Annotated in this window: 21 protein-coding genes; 10 read left to right on the top strand and 11 right to left on the bottom strand. The window is 48.8% G+C overall.

Features of this window, described 5'->3' with window-relative positions; genetic code table 11:
* Positions 1-102 precede the first annotated feature (102 nt).
* Entirely contained in the window at positions 103-2,274 is a 2,172-nt protein-coding gene (locus AWQ24_RS01690) for a BamA/TamA family outer membrane protein (protein ID WP_065717272.1), read from the top strand.
* 45 nt (positions 2,275-2,319) lie between these two features.
* The gene (gene lpxC / locus AWQ24_RS01695) at positions 2,320-3,147 is read left to right on the top strand and encodes a UDP-3-O-acyl-N-acetylglucosamine deacetylase (RefSeq protein ID WP_065715820.1); all 828 of its coding nucleotides are present in this window, start codon (positions 2,320-2,322) and stop codon (positions 3,145-3,147) included.
* 112 nt (positions 3,148-3,259) lie between these two features.
* Here lpxC and AWQ24_RS01700 read toward each other — a convergent pair whose 3' ends face one another.
* Complete coding sequence (locus AWQ24_RS01700; protein ID WP_065715821.1) at positions 3,260-3,895, bottom strand: peroxiredoxin; 636 nt, start codon at positions 3,893-3,895, stop codon at positions 3,260-3,262.
* Between the two features lie 307 nt (positions 3,896-4,202).
* Between AWQ24_RS01700 and psbU the strand changes: the two genes are divergently transcribed.
* The gene (gene psbU / locus AWQ24_RS01705; RefSeq protein WP_012305956.1) at positions 4,203-4,619 is read left to right on the top strand and encodes a photosystem II complex extrinsic protein PsbU; all 417 of its coding nucleotides are present in this window, start codon (positions 4,203-4,205) and stop codon (positions 4,617-4,619) included.
* A 108-nt stretch (positions 4,620-4,727) separates the two neighbouring features.
* Here the strand turns inward: psbU and AWQ24_RS01710 are convergent, their stop codons facing one another.
* The 3 genes from AWQ24_RS01710 to AWQ24_RS01720 form a co-directional block, all read right to left on the bottom strand.
* A complete protein-coding gene (locus AWQ24_RS01710; RefSeq protein ID WP_232318849.1) occupies positions 4,728-6,140 on the bottom strand; it encodes a hypothetical protein in 1,413 nt (470 codons plus the stop codon).
* A gap of 160 nt (positions 6,141-6,300) precedes the next feature.
* A complete protein-coding gene (gene rpe, locus AWQ24_RS01715) occupies positions 6,301-6,990 on the bottom strand; it encodes a ribulose-phosphate 3-epimerase (protein WP_012305958.1) in 690 nt (229 codons plus the stop codon).
* A gap of 120 nt (positions 6,991-7,110) precedes the next feature.
* Positions 7,111-8,112 carry a TrkA family potassium uptake protein gene (locus AWQ24_RS01720; RefSeq protein ID WP_045441446.1) on the bottom strand — a complete coding sequence of 334 codons (1,002 nt, stop codon included), beginning with the start codon at positions 8,110-8,112 and terminating at the stop codon, positions 7,111-7,113.
* Between the two features lie 245 nt (positions 8,113-8,357).
* Between AWQ24_RS01720 and AWQ24_RS01725 the strand changes: the two genes are divergently transcribed.
* Positions 8,358-9,614 (top strand): acetylornithine transaminase, encoded by a 1,257-nt coding sequence (locus AWQ24_RS01725; protein WP_065715823.1) that lies wholly within the window; start codon positions 8,358-8,360, stop codon positions 9,612-9,614.
* An 89-nt stretch (positions 9,615-9,703) separates the two neighbouring features.
* On the opposite strand, the gene AWQ24_RS01730 is transcribed toward AWQ24_RS01725, so the two are convergent.
* From AWQ24_RS01730 to fbp, 3 genes are all read right to left on the bottom strand, one after another.
* Entirely contained in the window at positions 9,704-11,269 is a 1,566-nt protein-coding gene (locus AWQ24_RS01730) for a B12-binding domain-containing radical SAM protein (protein WP_065715824.1), read from the bottom strand.
* Positions 11,270-11,384: 115 nt separating this feature from the next.
* Entirely contained in the window at positions 11,385-11,603 is a 219-nt protein-coding gene (locus AWQ24_RS01735) for a DUF5818 domain-containing protein (protein ID WP_012305962.1), read from the bottom strand.
* 53 nt (positions 11,604-11,656) lie between these two features.
* The gene (gene fbp / locus AWQ24_RS01740) at positions 11,657-12,706 is read right to left on the bottom strand and encodes a class 1 fructose-bisphosphatase (protein ID WP_012305963.1); all 1,050 of its coding nucleotides are present in this window, start codon (positions 12,704-12,706) and stop codon (positions 11,657-11,659) included.
* Between the two features lie 236 nt (positions 12,707-12,942).
* Here fbp and malQ point away from each other — a divergent pair, with 236 nt between their 5' ends.
* The 5 genes from malQ to AWQ24_RS01765 all read left to right on the top strand — a co-directional run bounded on the left by malQ (position 12,943) and on the right by AWQ24_RS01765 (position 17,982).
* Entirely contained in the window at positions 12,943-14,460 is a 1,518-nt protein-coding gene (malQ, locus tag AWQ24_RS01745) for a 4-alpha-glucanotransferase (protein ID WP_065715825.1), read from the top strand.
* A complete protein-coding gene (locus AWQ24_RS01750; protein WP_065715826.1) occupies positions 14,461-14,844 on the top strand; it encodes a DUF1818 family protein in 384 nt (127 codons plus the stop codon).
* A 64-nt stretch (positions 14,845-14,908) separates the two neighbouring features.
* Positions 14,909-16,324 (top strand): ParA family protein, encoded by a 1,416-nt coding sequence (locus AWQ24_RS01755; protein ID WP_012305966.1) that lies wholly within the window; start codon positions 14,909-14,911, stop codon positions 16,322-16,324.
* A complete protein-coding gene (locus tag AWQ24_RS01760; protein WP_065715827.1) occupies positions 16,324-17,016 on the top strand; it encodes a Rho termination factor N-terminal domain-containing protein in 693 nt (230 codons plus the stop codon). The genes AWQ24_RS01755 and AWQ24_RS01760 overlap by 1 nt, the downstream gene beginning before the upstream one ends.
* A 36-nt stretch (positions 17,017-17,052) precedes the next feature.
* On the top strand, positions 17,053-17,982 hold the full coding sequence (locus tag AWQ24_RS01765; RefSeq protein WP_065715828.1) for a nuclease-related domain-containing protein: 930 nt from the start codon (positions 17,053-17,055) through the stop codon (positions 17,980-17,982).
* Here AWQ24_RS01765 and AWQ24_RS01770 read toward each other — a convergent pair.
* On the bottom strand, positions 17,956-19,596 hold the full coding sequence (locus AWQ24_RS01770) for a rhomboid family intramembrane serine protease (protein WP_065715829.1): 1,641 nt from the start codon (positions 19,594-19,596) through the stop codon (positions 17,956-17,958). The two genes, AWQ24_RS01765 and AWQ24_RS01770, sit on opposite strands and share 27 nt — an antisense overlap.
* Before the next feature lie 83 nt (positions 19,597-19,679).
* Here AWQ24_RS01770 and AWQ24_RS01775 point away from each other — a divergent pair, with 83 nt between their 5' ends.
* Positions 19,680-20,612 carry a putative selenate ABC transporter substrate-binding protein gene (locus AWQ24_RS01775; RefSeq protein WP_065715830.1) on the top strand — a complete coding sequence of 311 codons (933 nt, stop codon included), beginning with the start codon at positions 19,680-19,682 and terminating at the stop codon, positions 20,610-20,612.
* A gap of 83 nt (positions 20,613-20,695) precedes the next feature.
* Here the strand turns inward: AWQ24_RS01775 and gloA are convergent, their stop codons facing one another.
* The 3 genes from gloA to AWQ24_RS01785 are packed head-to-tail and all read right to left on the bottom strand — an operon-like array spanning position 20,696 to position 22,218.
* Positions 20,696-21,091 carry a lactoylglutathione lyase gene (gloA, locus tag AWQ24_RS01780; protein ID WP_012305971.1) on the bottom strand — a complete coding sequence of 132 codons (396 nt, stop codon included), beginning with the start codon at positions 21,089-21,091 and terminating at the stop codon, positions 20,696-20,698.
* Between the two features lie 42 nt (positions 21,092-21,133).
* Positions 21,134-21,418 carry a transporter substrate-binding domain-containing protein gene (locus AWQ24_RS16520; protein WP_232318850.1) on the bottom strand — a complete coding sequence of 95 codons (285 nt, stop codon included), beginning with the start codon at positions 21,416-21,418 and terminating at the stop codon, positions 21,134-21,136.
* Positions 21,400-22,218 carry a transporter substrate-binding domain-containing protein gene (locus tag AWQ24_RS01785; protein WP_232318851.1) on the bottom strand — a complete coding sequence of 273 codons (819 nt, stop codon included), beginning with the start codon at positions 22,216-22,218 and terminating at the stop codon, positions 21,400-21,402. The genes AWQ24_RS16520 and AWQ24_RS01785 overlap by 19 nt, the downstream gene beginning before the upstream one ends.
* Positions 22,219-22,303 lie beyond the last annotated feature (85 nt).

Genomic DNA, 22,303 nt, shown 5'->3' on the forward strand with positions numbered 1-22,303 from the left:
CTGGTACAATCCAGCAGAGTAAATTACTCATGTTGGCCGATTTACAGAAAAAGCACTTATAAATATAGTGCTGATAACTTTCGTTTGATCTGGTGTTTGGACGTGCAGAAACAACAAAATTTAGACTATTTTTCCCCCCAGGCCCTCGCACTTTGGGCGGCGATCGCCTCTTTGGGTGTGATGTCTCCGGCCCATGCCGAACCCCGATCAGAAGGGAGTCACTCCGATCCCCTGGTGCCAACGGCGACCCAAGTTGTTGTGCCAGCTCTGCCCGTAGAGGATGTAGCCCCCACAGCAGCACCAGCTTCCCAGACGCCACTGCCCCAATCCGAAAACCTGGCCCAATCATCAACCCAAGCTGTTGCCTCTCCCGTTGCTCAGGCTCAAGAAGCTCCCCAAGATAGTAATCTGCCGCAACTCTACGCCCAGCAGCAGGGAAATCCTAATGCCCAGCAAGCCAACCCCAACGAGCCTAGGGTATTGGTCGCAGAAATTCAGATTAATGGTGTGGGCGACAACGTCGAACTGGAACAAAGAATTATCCGGGCCATTGAAACCCAAGCCGGGCGGCCGACGACGGTTTCGCAAATTCGTAATGATGTGAACCGCGTTTATGCGACAGGTTTGTTTGCCAATGTAGTCGCCACCCCGGAAGATACACCCCTTGGGGTACGGGTGACGTTTGATGTGGTACCCAACCCCGTTTTGACCGATATCGTCGTGCAGGCATTGCCCCTAGAAGGCAGTCAAAATATTACCCCTCCCGAAGTTGTCGATAATATTTTTAGCGATCGCTATGGCGAGATTATCAACCTCAATGATTTCCAAGAGGGTAGTAATAAGCTGCAACAACTCCAGCAGTGGTACCAAGACAATGGCTACGATTTAGCGAAGGTAATCGGTATTGATGAACCCAGTGCCGATGGGGTTGTGACCCTCGTCGTCGTTGAAGGGGTGATCGAAGATATCCAAGTCAATTTCATCAACGCCGACAATGAATCCGTTGATGGCAAGACCCGAGACTTTATCATCACGCGGGAAATGGAACTCAAGCCAGGAGACGTTTTCCGGCGGGATGTCGCCCAACGGGATCTCCAGCGGGTGTTTGGTCTGGGGTTATTTGAAGATGTCCAGTTAGATTTCACCACAGGCACCGAAGATCCGACCCAGGCTGTCCTCAATCTAAATGTCATTGAAGGAAATACAGGCTCCATCGCTGCGGGTGGGGGGATTAGCTCCGCCAGCGGTTTCTTTGGGAGTGTGAGCTACCAACAACAAAACCTGGGTGGCAATAACCAGCGTCTGGCAGCCGAATTCCAATTAGGACAACGGGATGCTCTGTTCGACCTATCCTTTACAGATCCTTGGATTGCCGGCGATCCTTACCGGACGTCCTATTCGGTCAATGCCTTCCGCCGTCGTTCTATCTCACTGATCTTTGATGGTGGGGAAAATGATGTTGATCTGCAAGACAGTGGCGATCGCCCCCGAATTAACCGGATTGGCGGTGGGGTGACCTTTAGTCGTCCTTTATCGAAGGATGTTTTTGGCCCCTCTGAATGGCGAGCCTCCCTCGGCTTCGACTACAATCGCGTCCGGATTACCAATGCCGATGGTGATACAGAGTTTATCGACGAAGCTGGGAACCAACTCAGTTTCTCTGACAATGGTATTGACGATATCTTTGCCCTGAGTCTAAATGTGGTGCGCGATAAACGGACGAGCTTCGATGGGGCAACCCGCGGCTCCATTACCCGTTTCGGCACCGACCAGACCATTCCCATTGGTAGCGGCAGTATTCTCTTTAACCGACTCCGGGCCAGCCACAGTATCTATATGGATTCACCGATTAAACTCCCCAGTTTTGGCAGTGAAGAGAAACCCCATACTTTGGCCTTCAATATCCAAGGGGGCGCAATTATCGGGGATTTACCCCCCTACGAAGCCTTCTCCCTTGGGGGCAGTAACTCGGTTCGGGGCTTTGAAGAAGGAGACCTCGGCAGTGGCCGTAACTACATCCAAGCGACAGCAGAATATCGCTTCCCCATTTTCTCGGCGGTTGGTGGCGCGTTATTTGCTGACTATGCCACAGACCTCGGTTCCGGGGATGATGTGCCTGGAGATCCGGCGGGAACCCGTGGTAAGCCCGGTAATGGTTTCGGCTATGGTATCGGTGTGCGGGTGAATTCTCCCCTGGGGCCAATCCGGGTGGATTATGGGCTTAACGACCAAGGGGACAGTCGTATTCACTTTGGTATTGGTGAGCGTTTCTAGGGTGTTATCGGTCTGATTTCGTGGGGGGCAACCCCCTTTTTTGTGATGGTTAAAACGTTAAAAACAACCGTTGAATGTTCTGGGGTGGGTCTCCATTCGGGGCAACGGGTCACCCTAAGGCTCGTGCCTGGCGATCGCCACCAGGGTCGTTATTTTGTGCGTACAGATTTACCAGGGCAACCCCAGATCCCGGCCCGCATTGAGGCCGTCGATCAAACCCTTTTGTCTACGGAATTGGCAGTGGGGACGGCCAAGGTCAGAACCACAGAGCATTTGTTAGCGGCGTTGGTGGGTCTTGGGATCGATGTTGTGCGCCTCGAAATAGATGGGCCGGAGTTACCCCTGTTGGATGGCTCGGCAGCGCAATGGATAGAGGCGATCGCCAAGGCAGGCACCCAGACCCTCACAGATGAGGCGATCGCCGTTCCCGTGGTCGCAGAACCCGTTTGGCTCCGGGAAGATGACGCGTTTGTGGTGGCCTTACCCTCACTGGAACTGCGGTTTACCTATGGCATCGATTTTACCTACAAGCCCATTGGCAACCAGTGGCACAGTTGGAGCCCCGCAGCAGAGCCCTTTGCCCAGGCGATCGCCCCGGCCCGGACGTTTGGCTTTGCCGATCAAATTGAGCAATTGAAAAAAGCTGGTTTAATTCAGGGAGGCAGTCTTGATAATGCCCTCGTTTGCGATCAAGAAAAATGGCTCAATCCGCCGCTTCGGTTTGAGAATGAGCCGGCTCGCCACAAATTACTTGATTTAATCGGGGATTTGAGTTTGCTGGGCACAATTCCCACGGCCCATTACCTGGCCTATAAAGCAAGCCATAAACTCCATACCCAGCTTGCCAAAACCTTACAGGCAATGCTTTTCTAAAATTCTAATCAAGCTGCTATTGGGTGAAGGATAACGCCGATAGTTTGACTTGTATTGCTGGGGCTGGCGATCGCCTTTTTTCAGAGACTGCCAACCCCTAGGACTTGAGGCTCTACTTATTCGGTTGGGGGGTCATACGGAGATAGGGCTTGATTTCCTTAACGCCCTTTGGAAACTTGACCTTCGCATCCTCAGTGGAGATTGCCGGAGAAACCACGACATCTTCACCATCCTGCCAGTTAACGGGAGTCGCCACGCTGTAGTTGTCTGTGAGTTGCAACGAATCCAAAACCCGCAAAATTTCTTGGAAATTCCGGCCGGTGCTGGGGGGATAGGTAATGGTTAAACGTACCTTCCGCTCAGGATCAATGACAAAGACTGTCCGCACTGTCACCTTCGGGTTGGCATTGGGGTGGATCATATTGTAGAGGGTAGCGACCTTCTGATCTGCGTCGGACAAAATCGGGTAATTGACAGCACATCCCTGGGTTTCGTCGATATCACCCACCCAGCCATTGTGGGAGGCCGTGTCATCAACGCTGAGGGCAATTACCTTAGCATTGCGCTTTTCAAACTCTCCCTTTAACCGAGCCACTTCGCCCAATTCGGTGGTGCACACGGGGGTAAAGTCAGCGGGGTGAGAAAACAAAACAACCCAACTGTCGCCGGCCCAATCGTAAAAATTAATTTCCCCAATGGTGGAATCTTGGGTAAAGTTGGGGGCCACATCGCCTAACCGGAGAGACATAAACTAAACTCCTGATGTTAAATAAACTACCAAAGAATTATTATGGCCCATCTCCCTGGGAAGATGCCAAGGGGGGCGATCGCCACCAGAAAATGATAAGCTGCCGTCACACAGCGCAATATTTATTAACTTTTGTTGCCATTCTTCAGAATCAAAAAAGCCGAGGGTGACAATCAAGCCGGAAAAATGAAATAATAAGCCAGAATTTTTTACGTTAGTAGTTTCAGGCCGCCTGAAGCTTGGTATTTTACATAAATCTAAGAATCATCAAAAAAAGCTGGGAAAAGCCTAGGAGGAATCAATCATAATGAGTAGAGTTGTGAGTGCATTAATGGGGCTCGTCCTCATGTTCGGTTGCGCGTTCTTTAGCGTTCAGCCCCAAGCCCAAGCCCTCGATTTAAGCAATGGCTTTGTTTCTGCAGCCGTGCTCGGTGAGCGTGTTAATCCCGCTGACAAGGTGCTTGAGTCAGAATATGGCAAGAAAATTGACCTAAACAACGCCAGCGTCCGTCTTTTCCGCGAGCTCCGTGGATTTTATCCCACATTGGCTAAACGCATCATCGAAAATGCCCCCTATGACAGCGTTGAAGATGTATTGAATATCCCCGACCTCAGCGAGAAGCAACTGGCACGGTTAGAGGAAAATTTGGAGCGTTTCACTGTAACACCGCCTGCCGATGTGTTTATTGATGGTGACCAACGTCTAAACACCGGTGACTATTAAAAATACAAACGAAATCTTGCTGCGTTTAGGAAGATGTTTGTGAGTCAAACCTAAATTTTCAATGGCAATTAACCTATTCCTGAGGGATAGGTTTTTTTACGGCAATTTTTAAGGTTTGGGGCTCGGTTGGCACAGTCGATAAAACTGAGGTACCCAGCGGGATTCCCAATAAAATGCCCCAAAGGCCAGCACGGGCGCGAGGAAAGTCAGCAGCAGAAAGCAACCCGCCAGGGTTGACAGGGACATCGCGAAAAAATCTTGGGTCAGACGCACCAGGTCATGGTCGAGGAGACCTCCTTTCCCGACCCGGTAGGCAATACGGAACGTTTCGCTGGTCATAAGCTGCCCGAAAAAGGCACTATTTTCCAGAAAGCTAAAACTGGCCAACAGGGCATAGAGAGTTTGTTCACCGGAGACGTGGCAAAAATATTTGCCGAGGGCAAAGTACAGACAAATAAAGACGGCGGCAATTTCTAAGAGATGACCCATGGCGATAATGGCGATTTGATCCCAACCCGTCAGGATCAAAAGGATTTGCAGGAGAGTCAGACCTGCCAAGGTGATTAGGGTACCGCGATTGCGACGGTATTGCCAAGCGAGATAGGCGATCGCCCCGTAGAGTAGCCACAAAATAATGCTGGCGCGGCCGAGGGCGAGGGTAATTCCCCCCCCAAAGATAAAGTCAAAACTCGGCACAGCGGGATAGCCAAACAGCCAAAAGGCGATCGCATGGCCAATTTCATGGACGAGGGTGAGAAAGGTATTCAGAATAAAGCGACTGGGGGGCAGCAAAAAGAGAATCAGACCTAGGCCGCCACCAATGAGGAGCGCCTGGGGGGTATCTGGATGCAGTTGCCGTGACCGGGGGCGCGGGTTGGGGATTTGGGACGGCAGGGCGCCATGGAGAGAAAAACAGGTTTTGAGGAGATACTGCCGTTGCTGACGATGGTAGACATTGAGATAGACTTTTTCCACATTATCCAGGGAGAAATGCTGCAAAGCCTGCTGGATAATCTGGCAATAGTCTTGGCTATCGCGCTGGTCAATTACCGTTAACTTGATCACCAAGGCCCCAGCGGAAGGGGTAACTTTGATACTCCATAGGTATGCAGCGAGTAGTTGCCGGAGTTTCAGGGTGAGATCATCGTTTTTGAGGGCTGCCTTTTTAGGTGATTCTTGGGCACTGAGCGCTTCCGGGGAGGGTTCCCGTTCGGCTGGAGAGAGTAAGCCCGCTACAATTGTCCATTCCCAGTCGGGGGTAACTTCCCCAAACCGAATGCCTTCAACAGTAAAGGTTTCTGTGATCGTGTGCTCCCAGATTTTCTGCCAAGGGGTAAGGATTTGTTTGGCGATCGCCTGGTCGGGGGTATTAAAACCTTCGAGTTGAATTTTGAGGTGCTTATCAGTCACCCGTTTGAGCATCACCCGGATCTGGTGGGGTTGAAACGCTTGCCTTAACACCTGGGCGATCGCCTGGGGATTTCCCTGTTCCGCCAATCGACGCAAATCCGACTCTTTCACAGCACAACCATTCTGGAGGGGAGCATTTCGATTATGCCACCAGACTCCCTTGGCCACAAAAATAGGGAAAAACAGTTTCGTCTTTCCCCAATTATTTATGGTCAAATCTAAAAAAATAGGATCTCAAGTCCCCCTTTGAAGGGGGATTTAGGGGGATGTCCTAGGCCGCAACCGCTTCTGATTTCTTACTGTTACGAATCCCTTCAATCGCCTCAGCATAACTGGGGGCTTTGAAAACAGCAGAACCTGCAACAATCGCATTCGCACCCGCATCAATCACTTGCCACGCATTAGCAGGCTTGATCCCACCATCGACTTCAATCCAAGGATCCAGGCCGCGCTCATCACACATGGCCCGGAGTTTTTCGATCTTGTTCACCATCGAAGGAATGAAGCTTTGGCCGCCGAACCCAGGGTTTACGCTCATGATCAAAATCAGGTCACAAACATCAAGGACGTGCTCAATGATGTCAAGGGGCGTAGAAGGATTCAGCACAACCCCAGATTTTTTACCCAGTTCACGAATCTGGCAGAGGGTGCGGTGGAGGTGGGGAGACGCATTGTGTTCTGCGTGGACGGAGATAATGTCAGCACCAGCTTTAGCAAAATTTGCCACGTATTTTTCTGGCTCAACGATCATCAAATGCACATCCAAAGGCTTTTTGGTGTAGGGACGAATCGCCTCAACGATTAACGGCCCAATGGTGATATTCGGGACAAAACGACCATCCATGACATCGACGTGGATCCAATCAGCGCCAGCCTCATCGACTGCTTTAATTTCTTCACCAAGGCGGCTAAAGTCCGCTGAAAGAATGGACGGGGAAACTACAATTTTCTTGTCAGTCATGGTGGGTGGATTCCTCTTATTATCTCAAGAATTCTAAGTTGGTATCAATATTAACAAAAGTTTGTATCAATATTTTTTGTAGCCTAGCCTGGGTGGAGCATTGTTTCAGGAAACACTGACCTAGCGCTGGGGGGGACGTAGAGGCCCATCGGTTTGTACAGGGATCAAAATACTATTTAATTTACGCAGTTGTTCGGCTGTGCCCATACAAATTAAAAAGTCCCCAGATAACAGTAAGGTATCACCCGTTGGCCCAGGAATAAGGCTGCCATCTTGACGGCGAATGGCGAGGACGAGGGCACCGGACTGTACCCTGAGTCGAGCTTCACTGAGGCTTTTGCCAATGTAACCGCCGCAATTGCTATCCACACGGATTTCTTCGAGGTAGTAAGACCGTTCTGCGCCAGTCAAAATGCCATCAACAAAATCCATAACCTGGGGTCTCAGGGCAGCGGCGGCCAGGCGACGTCCCCCGGTAATGTAGGGAGAAACAACGGCATCGGCTCCGGCGCGACGTAATTTTTCCACGGCTTCTTCGGTACTGGCCCTGGCGATCGCCCGAATTTTTGGATTCAATGTTTTGGCAGAGAGTACCGTATAGAGATTTTCTGCATCGGAGCTGAGGGCCGCCACCAAACAAGTTGCCCGGTCGATTTTCGCTTCATGGAGATGTTGATCGAGGGTGGCATCTCCTTGAATACAAATATAGCCTTGATCCTGAGCGGCTTCGATAATGTCGGGATCTTGGTCAATGACGACAAAGGGAATATTCTCGGCGAGAAATTCCCGGGCCACCTGCTGCCCCGTGCGACCGAGGCCACAAACAATGTAATGGTTATTGAGACGACTAATTTGCTGCTGATACTGTTTCAATTTTTTTATCTCCTGAAAATAGCCGCTAATCATTGCTTCGATGAAACGGTTGACGATATAACCAACCGCAATCAAGCCCAAAAAAATCAGAATAATGGTGAATATCCGAGAGCGATCGCCTAGGGGATGAATTTCCCCAAAGCCCACCGTGGCTAAGGTGATCATCGTCATGTAGGCCGCATCTACCCACGACCACTGCTCCACGACAATGAACCAACTTGTCCCCAGCAGAAACAGCGCCACAAGCATCAGCAGACCCAATTGCAGTTGCCCCCTGAGGCGTCTATATTTTTGCTCAATGCTGTACACCGATGAACCTCAAGATAAGTCTGATGTTTGTAGGGAAAGTTGCAGACAATTTCAGCCGACCCGTAGGAAGCTAAAAAAACATAGAATTTCTTTAGCTCATTCCCCCCTTGTATTTAGCAAAAAAGATTACCCATTGGCTAAACTGAAATTTAACTTTGAGTCTCGCCATCGAAGAGGAGTAACCCGTGAGTCCCCAAACGCTACTGAACCATTCCCCAGCCCAAAGCTTTAACCCAACTCAGTTCGATCAGTATGTGATGCATACCTATGGGCGCTTTCCGGTGGCGATCGCCAAGGGGGAAGGATGTCGTCTGTGGGATACCGAAGGAAAAAGTTATCTCGATTTTGTCGCAGGCATTGCCACCTGCACCCTGGGCCATGCTCACCCAGCCCTGATCCAAGCGGTCAGTGCACAGATTCAAAAACTGCACCATATTTCTAACCTCTACTACATCCCAGAGCAAGGCGCTTTAGCCCAGTGGATCGTCGAACATTCCTGCGCCGATAAAGTCTTTTTCTGCAACTCTGGGGCCGAAGCCAACGAAGCGGCGATTAAATTAGTCCGTAAATATGCCCACACCGTCTCAGATTTCCTCGAACAACCCGTGATCCTTTCGGCGAAATCAAGCTTCCACGGGCGTACCCTTGCAACGATTACCGCCACCGGACAACCCAAATACCAAAAGCATTTCGACCCGCTTCCTGATGGGTTTGCCTACGTGCCCTACAACGACATTCGCGCCCTCGAAGAAGCGATCACCGACATCGATGAAGGGAACCGCCGCGTCGCCGCCATTATGCTCGAAGCCCTCCAGGGAGAAGGGGGCGTCCGGCCTGGTGATGTGGAATATTTCCAAGCAGTGCGGCGCATTTGTGACGAAAACGGAATTCTTCTTGTCCTCGATGAAGTGCAAGTTGGCGTCGGGAGAACTGGCAAATACTGGGGCTACGAAAACCTCGGCATTGAACCGGATATTTTCACCAGTGCGAAGGGATTAGCGGGAGGTATCCCCATTGGCGCGATGATGTGCAAGGATTCCTGTGCGGTCTTTAACCCTGGGGAACACGCCAGCACCTTTGGCGGTAACCCATTCTCCTGTGCGGCGGCCCTAGCGGTGGTTGAAACCCTCAAACAGGAAAACCTACTCGAAAATGTCAATGCCCGTGGGGAGCAGCTCCGGGCGGGTTTAAAAACCCTGGCCGAAAAATATCCCTACTTCAGCGATGTCCGGGGCTGGGGTTTGATCAATGGTATGGAAATTAAAGCAGACCTCGAACTCACCTCCATTGAAGTGGTCAAAGCAGCTATGGAAAAGGGTTTATTGTTAGCTCCCGCTGGCCCGAAGGTAATCCGATTTGTGCCGCCTCTGATTGTTTCTGCCGCAGAAATCAATGAGGCGATCGCCCTTTTAGACCAGACCCTCGCTGCCATGGCCCTCTAAATTTCTTTATCCTGCCCAAAGCAATAAAAAGCTCCCCCATTGTTAAAAAATCGGGGAGTTTTGTTTTTACACGATTGGCCCAGTGGGAATTACACCGTAACGGGGGTGGGAGTAGAGGTTTCTTCCTGTTCTAAAAATTCCGTTAACTGGGTTTCGATGCTGTCTTTGACGATCTGGCGATATTCCAGGAAATGCTCGTTGTGGGCGCAGAGGGTGAGGTAATGCTCAAACACCGCCGGATTGTGGCGCAAAATACCAAATAAATGGTGCCAGAAGCGCCAGCGGGTATTCCGTTTAATGCCCTGTCGCCAAATGACGATCGCCAATGCCTTGAGATCGACCAGGCTGGGCAACTTGGCCGGGGGATGACATTTGGGCGCGCCCAATTTCAGGAAACAACGGTAAATGCGGTCCAAATAAAGGTGGGGATCGTAGAGTTGCCAAAAGGCGTGGACATACTCATTGGCGATGTCTTCGAGGGGACGAGTAGGGATGAAATTCATCAGGGTCGTTTGGTTGATGTTGCCGTCCTTTTTCGCCCGGAGTCGTCCTTCTGCTTCGAGGCGGTGCCAGAGAGCCGTATTCGGTAACGCCTGGAGCATCGCAAAGGTGGTGGTGGGGATCGCCGTCAGTTCTGCAAATTTGATAATGCGATCGCCTGCCCCTTTTTTCTCCCCATCGAAGCCGATGATAAAGCCTGCCATGGGTCGCAATCCCGCTTGAATAATTTTGTCAATGGATTCAGCGAGGGAACTGCGGGTATTTTGAAATTTTTTCGTCAGTTGCAAACTCTCTTCGTCAGGGGTTTCAATACCCAGGAAAACCGCATCAAAGAAACATTCCACCATCAAATCCATCAGCTCTGGATCGTCAGCGAGATCCACCGAAGCTTCAGTATTGAAGCGGAAAGGATATTGATGTTCCCGTTGCCATTCCTTAAGGGCCTTGAGGAGGAGTTTGACATTGCGTTTATTGCCGATGAAATTATCATCCACCATGAAAATACTCCGTCGCCAACCCAATTCGTAGAGGCAATCTAATTCCTTAAGAAGCTGCTCTGGGGTTTTGGTGCGGGGTTTGCGCCCATAGAGGACGATGATGTCACAAAATTCACATTGGAAGGGACAGCCCCGGGAAAATTGCACCGACATCGAATCATATTGATCCAATTCCAGCAGATCATAACGGGGGACAGGGGTGGTGGTGACATCGGGTTTTTCCTCAGCCCGAAAGGTGCCTGAGGTTGCGCCATTATTAACGGCCTCCACAAACATCGGCAGGGTGATTTCTCCTTCATCGAGGATCAAAAAGTCCGCCCCCACATCCTGGACTTCTTCAGGTACCGACGTCGGGTAGGGGCCACCAACGGCCACTAATTTATCTCGTTTTTTGGCTTCTTTGATTTGATCGAGGAGGTCATCCTTTTGGACGATCATTGCCGACATCAAGACCAGATCGGCCCATTCCCATTCCGCTTCGGTGACAGCACGGATATTGCGGTCAACCAGCTTAAATTCCCATTCTTGGGGTAAAATCGCCGCCACAGTAATCAAGCCCAAGGGGGGCAGCAGCACCTTGCGGTTGACCAGTTCAAGGATTTTTTCGTAGGACCAAAAGGTGGGCGGAAAAACCGGATAAATGAGGAGGACACGCATGGTATTTAAGAGTTTTATGATGAAAGGGTTTTAAAAAGGCTGATTTTTAGAAGGCGATCGCCGACCATCATCAAAACTGATGTCAGGTAAGCGCACAAGTGCCTTCAGTGTAGCGCTAAAGTTTTGTAACGGTATCCACGGCGAAAATTGGCCCCACCATGGCAACAGAAACCGTATCGGCGAGGACTTCTCCCGTTACAGTAACTTGCAGCCCTGGCTGCTGATAGACCTGGGGTAAATCCCGCAGTTCATAGTTGACCCCCGCTGCTGTTTCGAGAACCCATACGCCAACACCTAAGGATTGATGGGCAATGCGCCCCGTTAACTCTTGCATTCAGCTTCACCTCACAGTTGTCGATCCGAATTTTTGCCACATCCTCTCAATGCTTAAACACCGACGGTTTCCCGCTCTGCCTCTTGGATAAACGATTCAACCAATTCCACATTTTCCACACTGCCGAGGATTGTCGGGGTGCGCTGGTGGAGATAGGTCGGCACAAAATCCAGGAGCGGCATAGTGCCTGTGCTGGCTTTCCCCCCGGCCTGTTCAATGAGCCAAGCTAACGGTGCGGTTTCATAGAGGAGGCGCAGTTTGCCCTCTGGCTTTTTCTTTGTGCCCGGATAGAGAAAGACGCCCCCCTGCATCAGGATGCGGTGTAGATCCCCCACGAGGGCACCGCTGTAGCGGGCCGTGTAACCTTCGTGGCGGTGCATATAGCGGATGTAATCTCGAATCGAATCTTCCCACTGCCAAAAATTCCCCTCATTGACGCTGTAGATCGAGCCATGGTTGGGCATTGTGATGTTTTCTTCAGCGAGGATAAATTCTCCCAAACTGGGATCGAGAATAAACGAGTGAACCCCTGTGCCAATGGAGTAAACCAACATGGTCGAAGGGCCATAGAGAATATAACCAGCAGCAATCTGTTTATGGCCATTTTGGAGGAGGTCGGCGGCGTCTCCGTCGAGGTCCATGCCTTCTTGTTGGCGAATGGAAAAAATAGACCCCACGTTGAGATTAATATCGACATTGGAGGAGCCATCAATCGGATCGTAGAGCAGCGTATAGCGACCGATGGGGCAGTTTTCAGGAATGTAGTAGGGTTTTTCCATTTCCTCGGAGGCGAGGCGACAGACGAGGCCACTTTGTTTGAAAACGGAAATAAAGACATCGTTGGCATAGAGATCCATCCGTTTGACAGATTCTCCTTGGACATTTTCTTCACCCGTGAAGCCGAGAACCCCTTCCATCAAGCCAGCACGACTGAGGCGACGGGCAACGAGCTTTCCGGCGAGGGCAATGCGATTCATGATGGCGCTGATGTCCTGGGCTGCCGTGTCGAAGCTCTGGAGCTGTTGCAAAACATGGCGGGAGAGGGTGGTGCAGTCGCGGTCAAGACTGGGACTTTGGGTAATGTCGTTATTGTGATCTGGCATAGGCTTTTTCCTCTGTGGGTCTGCCCTAATGGTAACGATTGTGTTTGGGGGATGCGCTCTTGCTAAAGGATTACTTAATGGAAAAGCAAGGAAAAAAGGAAAGTATTTGGGCAGAATGGGCGGGATATAGGCAAACCTTGACCTTAAGCTGTCAAAAATCGTCACAATCTCCGGCTGTACGGGAAACGGTTGCTAGGATGGCCAGTAGAGAAAAATTGTGAGCTTGTAATCTGCGTATGTTTCAACGTCGTGCTAGTGGTGTTCTGTTGCATCCTACGTCTTTGCCGGGTCGATTTGGAATCGGCGATCTAGGGCCAGAAGCCTATCGATTTATTGATTTTCTTGCCGATAGTGGACAGCAGGTTTGGCAAGTTCTACCCCTGGGGCCAACGGGGTTTGGGAATTCTCCTTATCTGTGTTATTCGGCCTTTGCGGGCAATCCGATGCTGTTAAATTTGGAGTGGCTGGCTTCAGAAGATTTATTAGAAGAAGCTGATTTGGCGGCCTGTCCAAGCTGCCCTAGAGATCGAGTGGACTATGATCAGGCGATCGCCTTTAAGATGCCCCTCCTGAGAAAAGCCTGTAAACGCTTCCAGGCGGTGGCGACCCCAGAGAGAAAACAAGAATTTCAAACCTTTTGCGAAGAGCAGGCCTATTGGCTCAATGATTATGCGCTCTTTATGGCCCTCAAGGAAGCCCACGATGGTAAAAGTTGGTATGACTGGGATGCGGCCCTTGCTTGGCGTGACCCAAAGGCGATCGCCGAGCAGACTGAGATCCTCGCTGATCAAATCTTTTTCCACAAATACGCCCAATCAGAATTTTTCCGCCAGTGGTCAACCCTAAAAAGCTATGCCAATGAAAAGGGCATCCAAATCTTTGGGGATTTGCCGATCTATGTGGCCCACGACAGCGCTGATGTGTGGGGTCATCCGAAAATTTTCCGTCTCGATTATGAAACCGGGGCCGCCAAGTGGATGGCGGGAGTCCCACCGGATTATTTCAGCGAAACGGGCCAACTCTGGGGTAACCCGGTTTACAATTGGCGTCACCTTTCACGCTGTCATTATGCCTGGTGGATCGAGCGCATTAAAACCATGCTGGAGTATGTCGATATTGTTCGTATTGATCACTTCCGGGGTTTTGAAGCGTTTTGGGCGGTGCCCCAAGGGGAAAAAACGGCGATGAATGGCCGCTGGATCAAGGCTAAGGGTGACGAATTTTTTGCGTTACTCAAAGATAAACTCGGTGAATTGCCCATCGTCGCTGAGGATCTGGGGGTAATCACGCCGGACGTGGAGGCTCTACGGGATAAATATCGCTTGCCAGGTATGAAGATTTTGCACTTTGCCTTCGATAGCGATCGCGCCAATCCGTTTCTACCGTTCAACTACACCAATCGCAATTGCATTGTCTACACAGGCACCCACGACAATGACACCACTGTGGGCTGGTTTGACAAGCGCAGTGACGAAGAAAAGGCGCGGGTCACGGATTACCTCGGTTGCCTCTGCGATGAGGGAATTCATTGGGGTCTGATCCGTCTGGCCTTGGGTTCCGTGGCAAATCTGGCAGTTTTCCCCCTCCAAGATCTGCTCGGTTTGGGGTCTGAGGCCAAGATGAATACCCCTGGAGTGGCGGCAGGCAACTGGACTTGGCGCTACCAGCCGGAAATGCTGAGTGATGACCTCATTGGCAAATTACGCTACCTCGTCTATCTTTACGGGCGTGAACCGGAGTATCGAGGCGAATAAATGGGGCGATCGCTCAAAAAAGGAACGGGTTGGCGGTTAGGCTGGGATCCTGACCCCACCCGGACTTTCCAGGGCTTGGTTGGAGCCGATGATTGGGCTGTGGAATTAACCGCAGCAGAATTTGAAGATTTTTGTCGTTTGTTGGTGCAGTTAGCCGATACCGTCGAAAGTATTGCTTCGGAATTGATGCCAGAGGAACGGATCGCCATCGAAGCAGAAAGTGATTTGGTCTGGCTGGAGATTGAAGGGTTTCCAGTCCACTACAGCCTGCGTTTGTTAGTGCTAACTCAACGAAATATTGAGGGAAATTGGCAACCGGAAGCCGTGCAGCAGTTGGTGCAATGCAGTCATATTTTTCATAAAAGTCATGAGTTGCCGCTGTGATGAGATCCCAACATTTAAAGTCTGATAAGATAATCACTTGAGCCTCAAAATATAATGCTGTCTTATGTCAAATCTCAATCTCAAAGATGCTTGGTTGTCATTAGCTCCCGATGCAAATGAGCCGCAAATTGAAGCAATGTTAATGAGACCCGCAATTTTACCTTTTTTGGGATTTGAATTAAATGAAATTGAGAGCCAATACTTAGTCGGGAATGGTGGAGCAAAAGTTGACTTAGCGGCTCGCAAAAATTATGGGGATGATATCTTTTGTCATACTAAAGCAAATCCATCATTACTCATTGAACTAAAAAAAAGACAACTTGATTTAAGTTTTGGCTCTAACGATTATAAAAAAACAGTCAGCCAACTTAAGGGTTATTTACATCCAAAATCAAAACATTGCCATTCTGCTAAATGGGGAATCATTACCAACGCAGAATATATTCAATTATTTCGACGGCACGGAAAAGTCGTTTATCCCTACACCAAAAATATAAAATTAACGGCTGATAATATCGATGAAAAAATTAAGCTTATTAAGCATTATATCGATAATCAAAAACGCTCATTGTTCGTTGCTATTTACAATAATAAAGGCGGTGTCGGGAAAACAACGACTGTCATCAACCTTGCAGGTATTTTATCGCTCCCCCAGGGAAAGCCAGACAATTCTCTTGGATTTGACAAGAAAGTTTTGGTTGTAGATTTTGACCCTAACCAGAAAGACTTGACAGATTTATTAGATGTTAAACTAGGTAAACTTAAACTCTCAGAATATCTCCAAGATCATAAAAACCATGACATCCAAGATGTTATTTCGAGATATACTTTGAAAACAAAAAGCGGAAAAGAATATGGGTTTGATGTAATCCCAGTAGATGAAGAGTTACATCAAGAGCAAACTCAATATACTAAATATTTAACCAAGAGCTTTTTGCGACGATCTTTAAATCCTTTGAAAAATAATTATGATTATATTTTGATCGACTCTCCTCCCGGTACAAATAGATTTACCGAAGAGGCGATCGCTGCTGCCGACGTTATCCTGATGCCATCTAAACACAATGGTATTGCTTCATTTAAAAATGCGGCTACTGCCATGAAAACAATTTTTCCTATGTTGGGAGAATCACGCAGGCAGTTTGACGTAGATGCTGAAAAATTTGGAATCGCTTCAGAATTATCAGACCCAGTTCCCCTACCAATTTTCTTTAATGGAGAAGCAATTACTCCAACTCAAAAAAGGCAAGCACAAGAGGCAATTACTAAAATCATTAAACAAGCTAAAAAAGAAGAGCAAATTGATTTGATGCGCTTCTTTTTTCCTAAATATCGCCCAGCTCACAAAAATCTCGAAATATTTGAGATGCCTAGCTATGCTCACATTGCATCCGCTGCATTTTCTAATCGTCCAGCAGTTTTTACAAGTAAAAAAGCACGGGAATATTATCGTGATTTAGTTCGGGAGTATTTTATTTAATGAAACAAGAAGTAGGTGCATTATTACATCTCTATCTCGATGAAATCAGTACAGGGATAGATACACAAGTCCATGATTTTTTGATTCAAGGAGCAGCCAAAGCCATTAATGATGCTGAAAATAGAAATTGGATTCCTTTAATTGTCAAACAAATCGGTTCTGAATCTTATCAAGTGATTGCGAATAGCTTCGTTTTTGCTGCTGCCGAAGAAGCAGGATTGACGAAAGTTTGGTGTATTGTTGCTGATGATTCCCCAGAAACTCAAGAATCGGCCCGCATTCTTACTCAAGAAAAGCTTGCTAAAATTAACCTCGCAACAGCAACTAGGGAGGAAATCAAAGTGGGTCTGGACTATCTAATGAAGCGTCCAATTAATCCCCTGAAATTGGGCAGCGTTAAGCTCGCCAATGCAGTTGAACGTATTGAAAATGCTCCGCGTCAATATTGGAAAGAAAATTTAATGGATGTCACAAAAGTAAAATGCGGCATTACCAGAGGGAAAAAACTAAATATTTTCAAAGAAATTTTTTACACAACCCCTGAACCTCTGCCAGATGTAATTATTGATCCGCAGTTTCTTACGACTTTTACCCAGGCAGAACTCCAAAAAATGGCTAAAAAACGTGGCTTAAAAGGATATAGTAAGCTAAAAAAGAGTGCTCTAGTAAAATTACTTACTGAGCAAGGTTAATCCGAAAGAAAATTACAAGATTCAAATTATTTCTAAATGATCATTAAAGAAAAAGATTCTATCGATTCAAGCGTAGAACAATTAAAAGCGATCATCAATTTATCTAATCTATCCGAAGCAAAAGTTTTGCAGGCAAAAACAGAGCTAAAGAGACTCACCTCTGGTAATCAAGGAGAAAAGGATTCTGCTTATTTTATTGATTTTTATTATAAAAATTCACCAAACTGGGCGATTATTCACGATCTTAGAATTGAACATAATGGATTAGTTGCTCAAATTGACCATATCTTAATCAATAGATTTCTTGATTTTTATATCTTAGAAACAAAACATTATGCCCGTGGCATCAAAATCACAGAACATGGCGAATTTTTAGTTTCATTCCAGAAAAGCTACAGGGCAATAGAGTCTCCCATTGAGCAAAATAAAAGACACATCAAAGTTTTAAAGAACCTTCTCCAGGGTGAAGAAATACTACCTAAAAGATTGGGAATACCATTACAACCCCATTTTCTTGCCTATGTTTTAGTTTCGCCAAAATCTCGCGTGATTCGTCCCAAGGCAAAAGATTTTAAAACAGATGCTGTCATTAAGTCAGACGAATTTTATAAACAAACACGAGACAATCTCAATAATGAAAGTATATTGACAACCCTTGGTTCAATTACAAAAATAATTTCATCTGAATCATTGCAGCAAATAGCGAAAAACCTAGTCAGTTATCATCGACCTTCCCAGTTTGATTACTATAAAAAATTTTCTATTTCTAGAGAAAGAGACAATCAGCACCCCGTTTCAATAGAACAGACAAAGAAAACAAAATACTATTGCTATTGCTGTAAGCAACCTATTTCCAAAAAAGTCGCAATGTTTTGTTTTAATAATAAAATTCGCTTTGACGGAAAAGCATACTGTTTCGATTGCCAAAAGCAATTCCCCTTAAATTCGCCTCAACAAAAGGGTTAGGGTAACTCCCCAACAGAGGCCTAGTAAATGGCTGTAAAAACTGACATTAGGGGAACTTAGATCTACCGCAAACTGGATCACAATAATTAAGCAAATCAAGCGAAATTGTCTGCCCGCGGCTTCGAGGTGAAACCGTCGCCATCCCTGCCACAACACCACGGCGATCGCCCCGATCATGCCCATAATCGACCCAGAAGCCCCGACCCACACCTGGTAGCCATAGCGAATTTCTGTAGTGAGATAGGCCAACCACGCTGGAAATGCTTCGTAGTCAAAGCCCTGGGCCAACAGCACCAACCCAAACAGCGTTACCGTCGCCCCGAAACCACTACCTAAATAAACGAGGAGATAATGCGATCGCCCCAGATGTTTTTCGGCAAAGGGGCCTAGCAACGCCAAGGTTGCCATATTCATCAAGAGATGGGCCAGCCCCACATGGATAAAATTCGCCGTAAACAAGCGCCACCATTCCCCCTGCAACACTTGGTTGGGAATGAAACCACCACCCTGGAGCATCGCTTCTGGATTTTCGGGACTGCTAACGGCGATCGCCCCCAGGAATACCAGACAGTTGACGGCAACTAAAACAGAATTCACCGAAATTTGCTTTTGCCCCGCAGGTGGTTGGCCTACGAGGGATTGATAAAGCTGCTCTTGGGTTTCCTGCCGTACCAGGCGACTAAGGCGGGCCAGATCAGGATAAACGTTTATGGGGAGGAGCGATTGGGCTGGTCGGGGAGGATGTTGGCGGCGCATCTGGACGGCATTGCGGAAACGTTTATTTGAGTCCTCCTGGAGAGTCTGTAAAATGGCATTTCCTTGGGAGACACTTCCGGCCCCATAGTGGGCGATCGCCAACCAAAAACCCTTGATCTCTTTGGCATAATCCCGGAGAGGGCCTGTCAATAACCGTTGCACCGTCTTGATTTCGCCACAAAAAGCCGCCGTAAATAGTAATACCAAATGCCACTGACGGCGATCGCTCCCCCGCAACAGTTGCGCTTTGGTTTCTGGTTTCAGCACAAATTGTAAGAGTTCCGACAGTTGACCCGTTTCCCCCAAGGCGCGGCAATAGTACACCAAAAGCAAAGGTTCTTGGGGGGTTTGCGCCATTCCCCGGAGCCAAGCCAGCAACCCCATCCAGTCAAACCGCATCGCATAATCCATGGCGATCGCCTGACGGGCCAAAAAACTGGGGTGATCTTGGTATTTTTCTAAAAGATTTAAACCTGGGGTGAGTTGCCCCCGTTGGCTCAAGATTAAAGCGCGAATGATCTGCGGCTGTTCCCACCAACCATCAAAGGGATGGAGATACCGCAAATACAAAGCCCATTGGTAAGCCCGCTGAAAATCTTGCCGGGACAAAAGACCCTGGATCTGCCGCAAGCCCAAAGATGGCACGAGGATCAACAGCAACCAAGCGATACCGCCCCACCAAGCAGCCCAAGCCATCGAAATCAGGTTCATTCCCCAGGTGAGGACGAGGACAAACCCCGCCACCCAGAACCATCCCAGAGGACGGGGTCGCGGCGATCGCCAAATACGGAGCATCAAAACCCCGCAGGAAAAAGAAACAGCGTAAAACCAAATTAGGGGCCACAAAGCAGATGCCATTACGAAAGCCATTGGGGGGAGAAAACATTAATTGCTATCTTAAGTTGGGAATAAATCTTTTTCTTTCCCTTGAGAAATTACCCATGAAAAAACGGCTCCTGTCTGCCCTCTGTCTGCTTTCCCTCAGTGTTTTTGGCTGTACCGCTCCATCGACTATGGATGTCACTAGCCCCACCGAAAATGAGACGCCAACAACGGCAGTACAACCCTTGGTGACGGGGGCGATTCCCGACCAAGATCCTGAAAAATTGCAGCGACTCTATGGCCTGCTAGCGGATTATCTGAGTGCTGAACTGGGAGTCCCCGTAGAATATAAACCCGTCACCGATTACCTCGCCGCGGTCACAGCCTTTAAGGTGGGAGATTTAGATTTAGTCTGGTTTGGTGGGTTGACGGGTGTCCAAGCGAGATTGCAAGTCCCTGGGGCTGAGGCGATCGCCCAACGGGATATTGACGCTGAATTCCACTCGGTACTGATTGCCAATGTGAATAGCGGTCTGGGGGAATTAGCCAGTGACGCCGATTTAACCCAAGTAAAAGGCAAAACCATCACCTTTGGCAGTGAATCTTCCACCTCTGGCCGCCTGATGCCCCAATACTACCTAGAACAAGCCGGAGTCTCTCTTGAAGATTTCCAAGGGGAAGTGGGTTTTTCGGCCTCCCACGATGCCACCATCCAACTGGTCGAAGCGGGTACCTATGACCTGGGAATGCTCAATGAGCAGGTGTGGAATAGTCGCGTCGAAGCCGGGGAAGTAGATACCAATAGAGTAAAAGTGATTTGGCGATCGCCCGCCTACTACGACTATCACTGGGTCATTTCCCCCGACGTGGACGAGCGCTATGGGGAAGGCTTCCGGGATAAAGTGCAACAGGCTTTGCTCCAACTCGATCCCAATAATCCTGACCACAAAGAAATTCTTGATTTGTTTGGGGCGACCCAGTTTATTCAGACCAGCAACGAAAACTACGCTGAAATCGAAGCTGTGGGCCGCCAGATTGGCAAGATCCAATAAACGAAGTGAAGGCGAAGAAGTCTGTTGATCTGCCTCCTAAAATCTCCCCCAGACTGGGGGCCGGGGGGCTTTATCAATCAGCTCTAAGCGGCGGCCTTTTTCATTTCGATCAATTCGATCTTGTAGCCATTGGGATCTTCGACAAAGGCAATTACCGTAGTGCCGTGCTTCATGGGGCCGGGTTCCCGGGAAATTTTACCGCCCAGCTCGCGGATTTTTTCGCAGGTGCCATAGATATCATCCACACCGAGGGCGATGTGACCAAAACCATTGCCGAGGTCATAGCGATCGGTGTCCCAGTTGTAGGTTAGTTCGATCACGGTATTGTCTTTTTCGTCGCCATAACCGACAAAGGCTAGGGTGAATTTGCCGCCGGGGTAATCCTTTTGGCGCAGGAGTTTCATCCCCAGCACATCACAATAAAATTTGAGGGATTCTTCTAAATTGCCAACCCGAATCATGGTGTGAAGCATTTTCATAGGGGCTGTTTTTCTCCGTTGGTAACAAATTATCTCTAGTGTCTATTCTAAATTGAGTTCCCCTTGGAGCCAGTCTTGGGCAGTGCGGACGAGGGTACCGTCTTCTTCGAGGGCCACGATACTCACATCGAGGGGCAGGGCTAGGGGACTGTCGTAGGGTAGGACAAAACCCAGATTTTCGGTATTTAGGTTAAAGTCAGCAACCCGCAAGGGTAAGTCAGGATTCTGACTGAGGTAATACTCCAGGGTTGGCCGATCAAAAATTACACCGTCTGCTTTGTCGGCTTCCATTAAGGCGATCGCCGCTTCTAAGCTAGGGCGTTGCACAACTTTGGCGCGATATTCGGCGGCCAAAGCTTCCCCTGTGTGCCTTGGACAACGGCCATGCGGGTGCCGCGTAAATCTCCAGGATCACGGATTGCATCCTCTGGCAATTTAGCGAGGGCAAGGGTAAAGGCCGAGGCCAATCCCCCAATTAGAGAAGAAACCGCAATCAAAGAGATCAACATCCAAACTCCGGCGATAAACCGTCCCCAAGGGGTTTTGGGTGAGCGATCGCCATAGCCCACCGTCGTCAGAGTCACCAGGGCAAACCACATTCCATTGCCCACACCGCGCAGATACTGGTTGGGGAACTCCTCTGGATTATGGCGTCTCTCCACGAGCCACATGCCATTACCCACCAAAAATAAACAAACCAGCAAAACCCCCACCGAGGAGAGGGCCGTGCGCGTGAAAAAAGGCCGTACCCGTTCCCAAATGGGGGGCGACTCTTCGGGCAGCAAAACTCCTAGTCCAGAAATGAAAAAAGGCTGAGTGAAATCAACTACTTCTAAACGCTCGGCGGTAATACTAAACGGCCCCACCAGGAGGTCTAATTCCCCGGTGGCCACGGCATCCAGGGCGGCTTGTGTTTCCGTTTGCAAAATCAACTCATATTCCCAGCCATTCACAAAGGCGATAGTTTCCCAGATATCCGGCACAATCCCTTGAAAGTCACCGTTGACCGACTCCACTAAAAAAGGAGGGGTGCCGCCAATGCCAACCTGGAGAATTTCTGCCGCTTCATCGTCTGGCAAATTATCAGGACTTTGGGCCAATCCGACTTGGATCTGTGCTTCGGCCAAGATGGATAAGCCAATTAAGCCAAGAATTTGTAGGCCCTTCTGTCCAAGTTTCCTGATCGAAAAAAAATCACCTACTTTTTTTACA

The organism is Picosynechococcus sp. PCC 8807 (genome assembly GCF_001693295.1).
Lineage (GTDB): Bacteria > Cyanobacteriota > Cyanobacteriia > Cyanobacteriales > MRBY01 > MRBY01.

Excerpts from the sequence above, each read along its gene's own strand:
- lpxC (WP_065715820.1), top strand. The coding sequence starts at position 2,320 with ATGGTTAAAACGTTAAAAACAACCGTTGAATGTTCTGGGGTGGGTCTC.
- AWQ24_RS01700 (WP_065715821.1), bottom strand. The coding sequence starts at position 3,895 with ATGTCTCTCCGGTTAGGCGATGTGGCCCCCAACTTTACCCAAGATTCC.
- psbU (WP_012305956.1), top strand. The coding sequence starts at position 4,203 with ATGAGTAGAGTTGTGAGTGCATTAATGGGGCTCGTCCTCATGTTCGGT.
- rpe (WP_012305958.1), bottom strand. The coding sequence starts at position 6,990 with ATGACTGACAAGAAAATTGTAGTTTCCCCGTCCATTCTTTCAGCGGAC.
- AWQ24_RS01720 (WP_045441446.1), bottom strand. The coding sequence starts at position 8,112 with ATGCTTGTGGCGCTGTTTCTGCTGGGGACAAGTTGGTTCATTGTCGTG.
- AWQ24_RS01730 (WP_065715824.1), bottom strand. The coding sequence starts at position 11,269 with ATGCGTGTCCTCCTCATTTATCCGGTTTTTCCGCCCACCTTTTGGTCC.
- AWQ24_RS01735 (WP_012305962.1), bottom strand. The coding sequence starts at position 11,603 with ATGCAAGAGTTAACGGGGCGCATTGCCCATCAATCCTTAGGTGTTGGC.
- fbp (WP_012305963.1), bottom strand. The coding sequence starts at position 12,706 with ATGCCAGATCACAATAACGACATTACCCAAAGTCCCAGTCTTGACCGC.
- malQ (WP_065715825.1), top strand. The coding sequence starts at position 12,943 with ATGTTTCAACGTCGTGCTAGTGGTGTTCTGTTGCATCCTACGTCTTTG.
- AWQ24_RS01750 (WP_065715826.1), top strand. The coding sequence starts at position 14,461 with ATGGGGCGATCGCTCAAAAAAGGAACGGGTTGGCGGTTAGGCTGGGAT.
- AWQ24_RS01755 (WP_012305966.1), top strand. The coding sequence starts at position 14,909 with ATGTCAAATCTCAATCTCAAAGATGCTTGGTTGTCATTAGCTCCCGAT.
- AWQ24_RS01760 (WP_065715827.1), top strand. The coding sequence starts at position 16,324 with ATGAAACAAGAAGTAGGTGCATTATTACATCTCTATCTCGATGAAATC.
- AWQ24_RS01765 (WP_065715828.1), top strand. The coding sequence starts at position 17,053 with ATGATCATTAAAGAAAAAGATTCTATCGATTCAAGCGTAGAACAATTA.
- AWQ24_RS01770 (WP_065715829.1), bottom strand. The coding sequence starts at position 19,596 with ATGGCATCTGCTTTGTGGCCCCTAATTTGGTTTTACGCTGTTTCTTTT.
- AWQ24_RS01775 (WP_065715830.1), top strand. The coding sequence starts at position 19,680 with ATGAAAAAACGGCTCCTGTCTGCCCTCTGTCTGCTTTCCCTCAGTGTT.
- gloA (WP_012305971.1), bottom strand. The coding sequence starts at position 21,091 with ATGAAAATGCTTCACACCATGATTCGGGTTGGCAATTTAGAAGAATCC.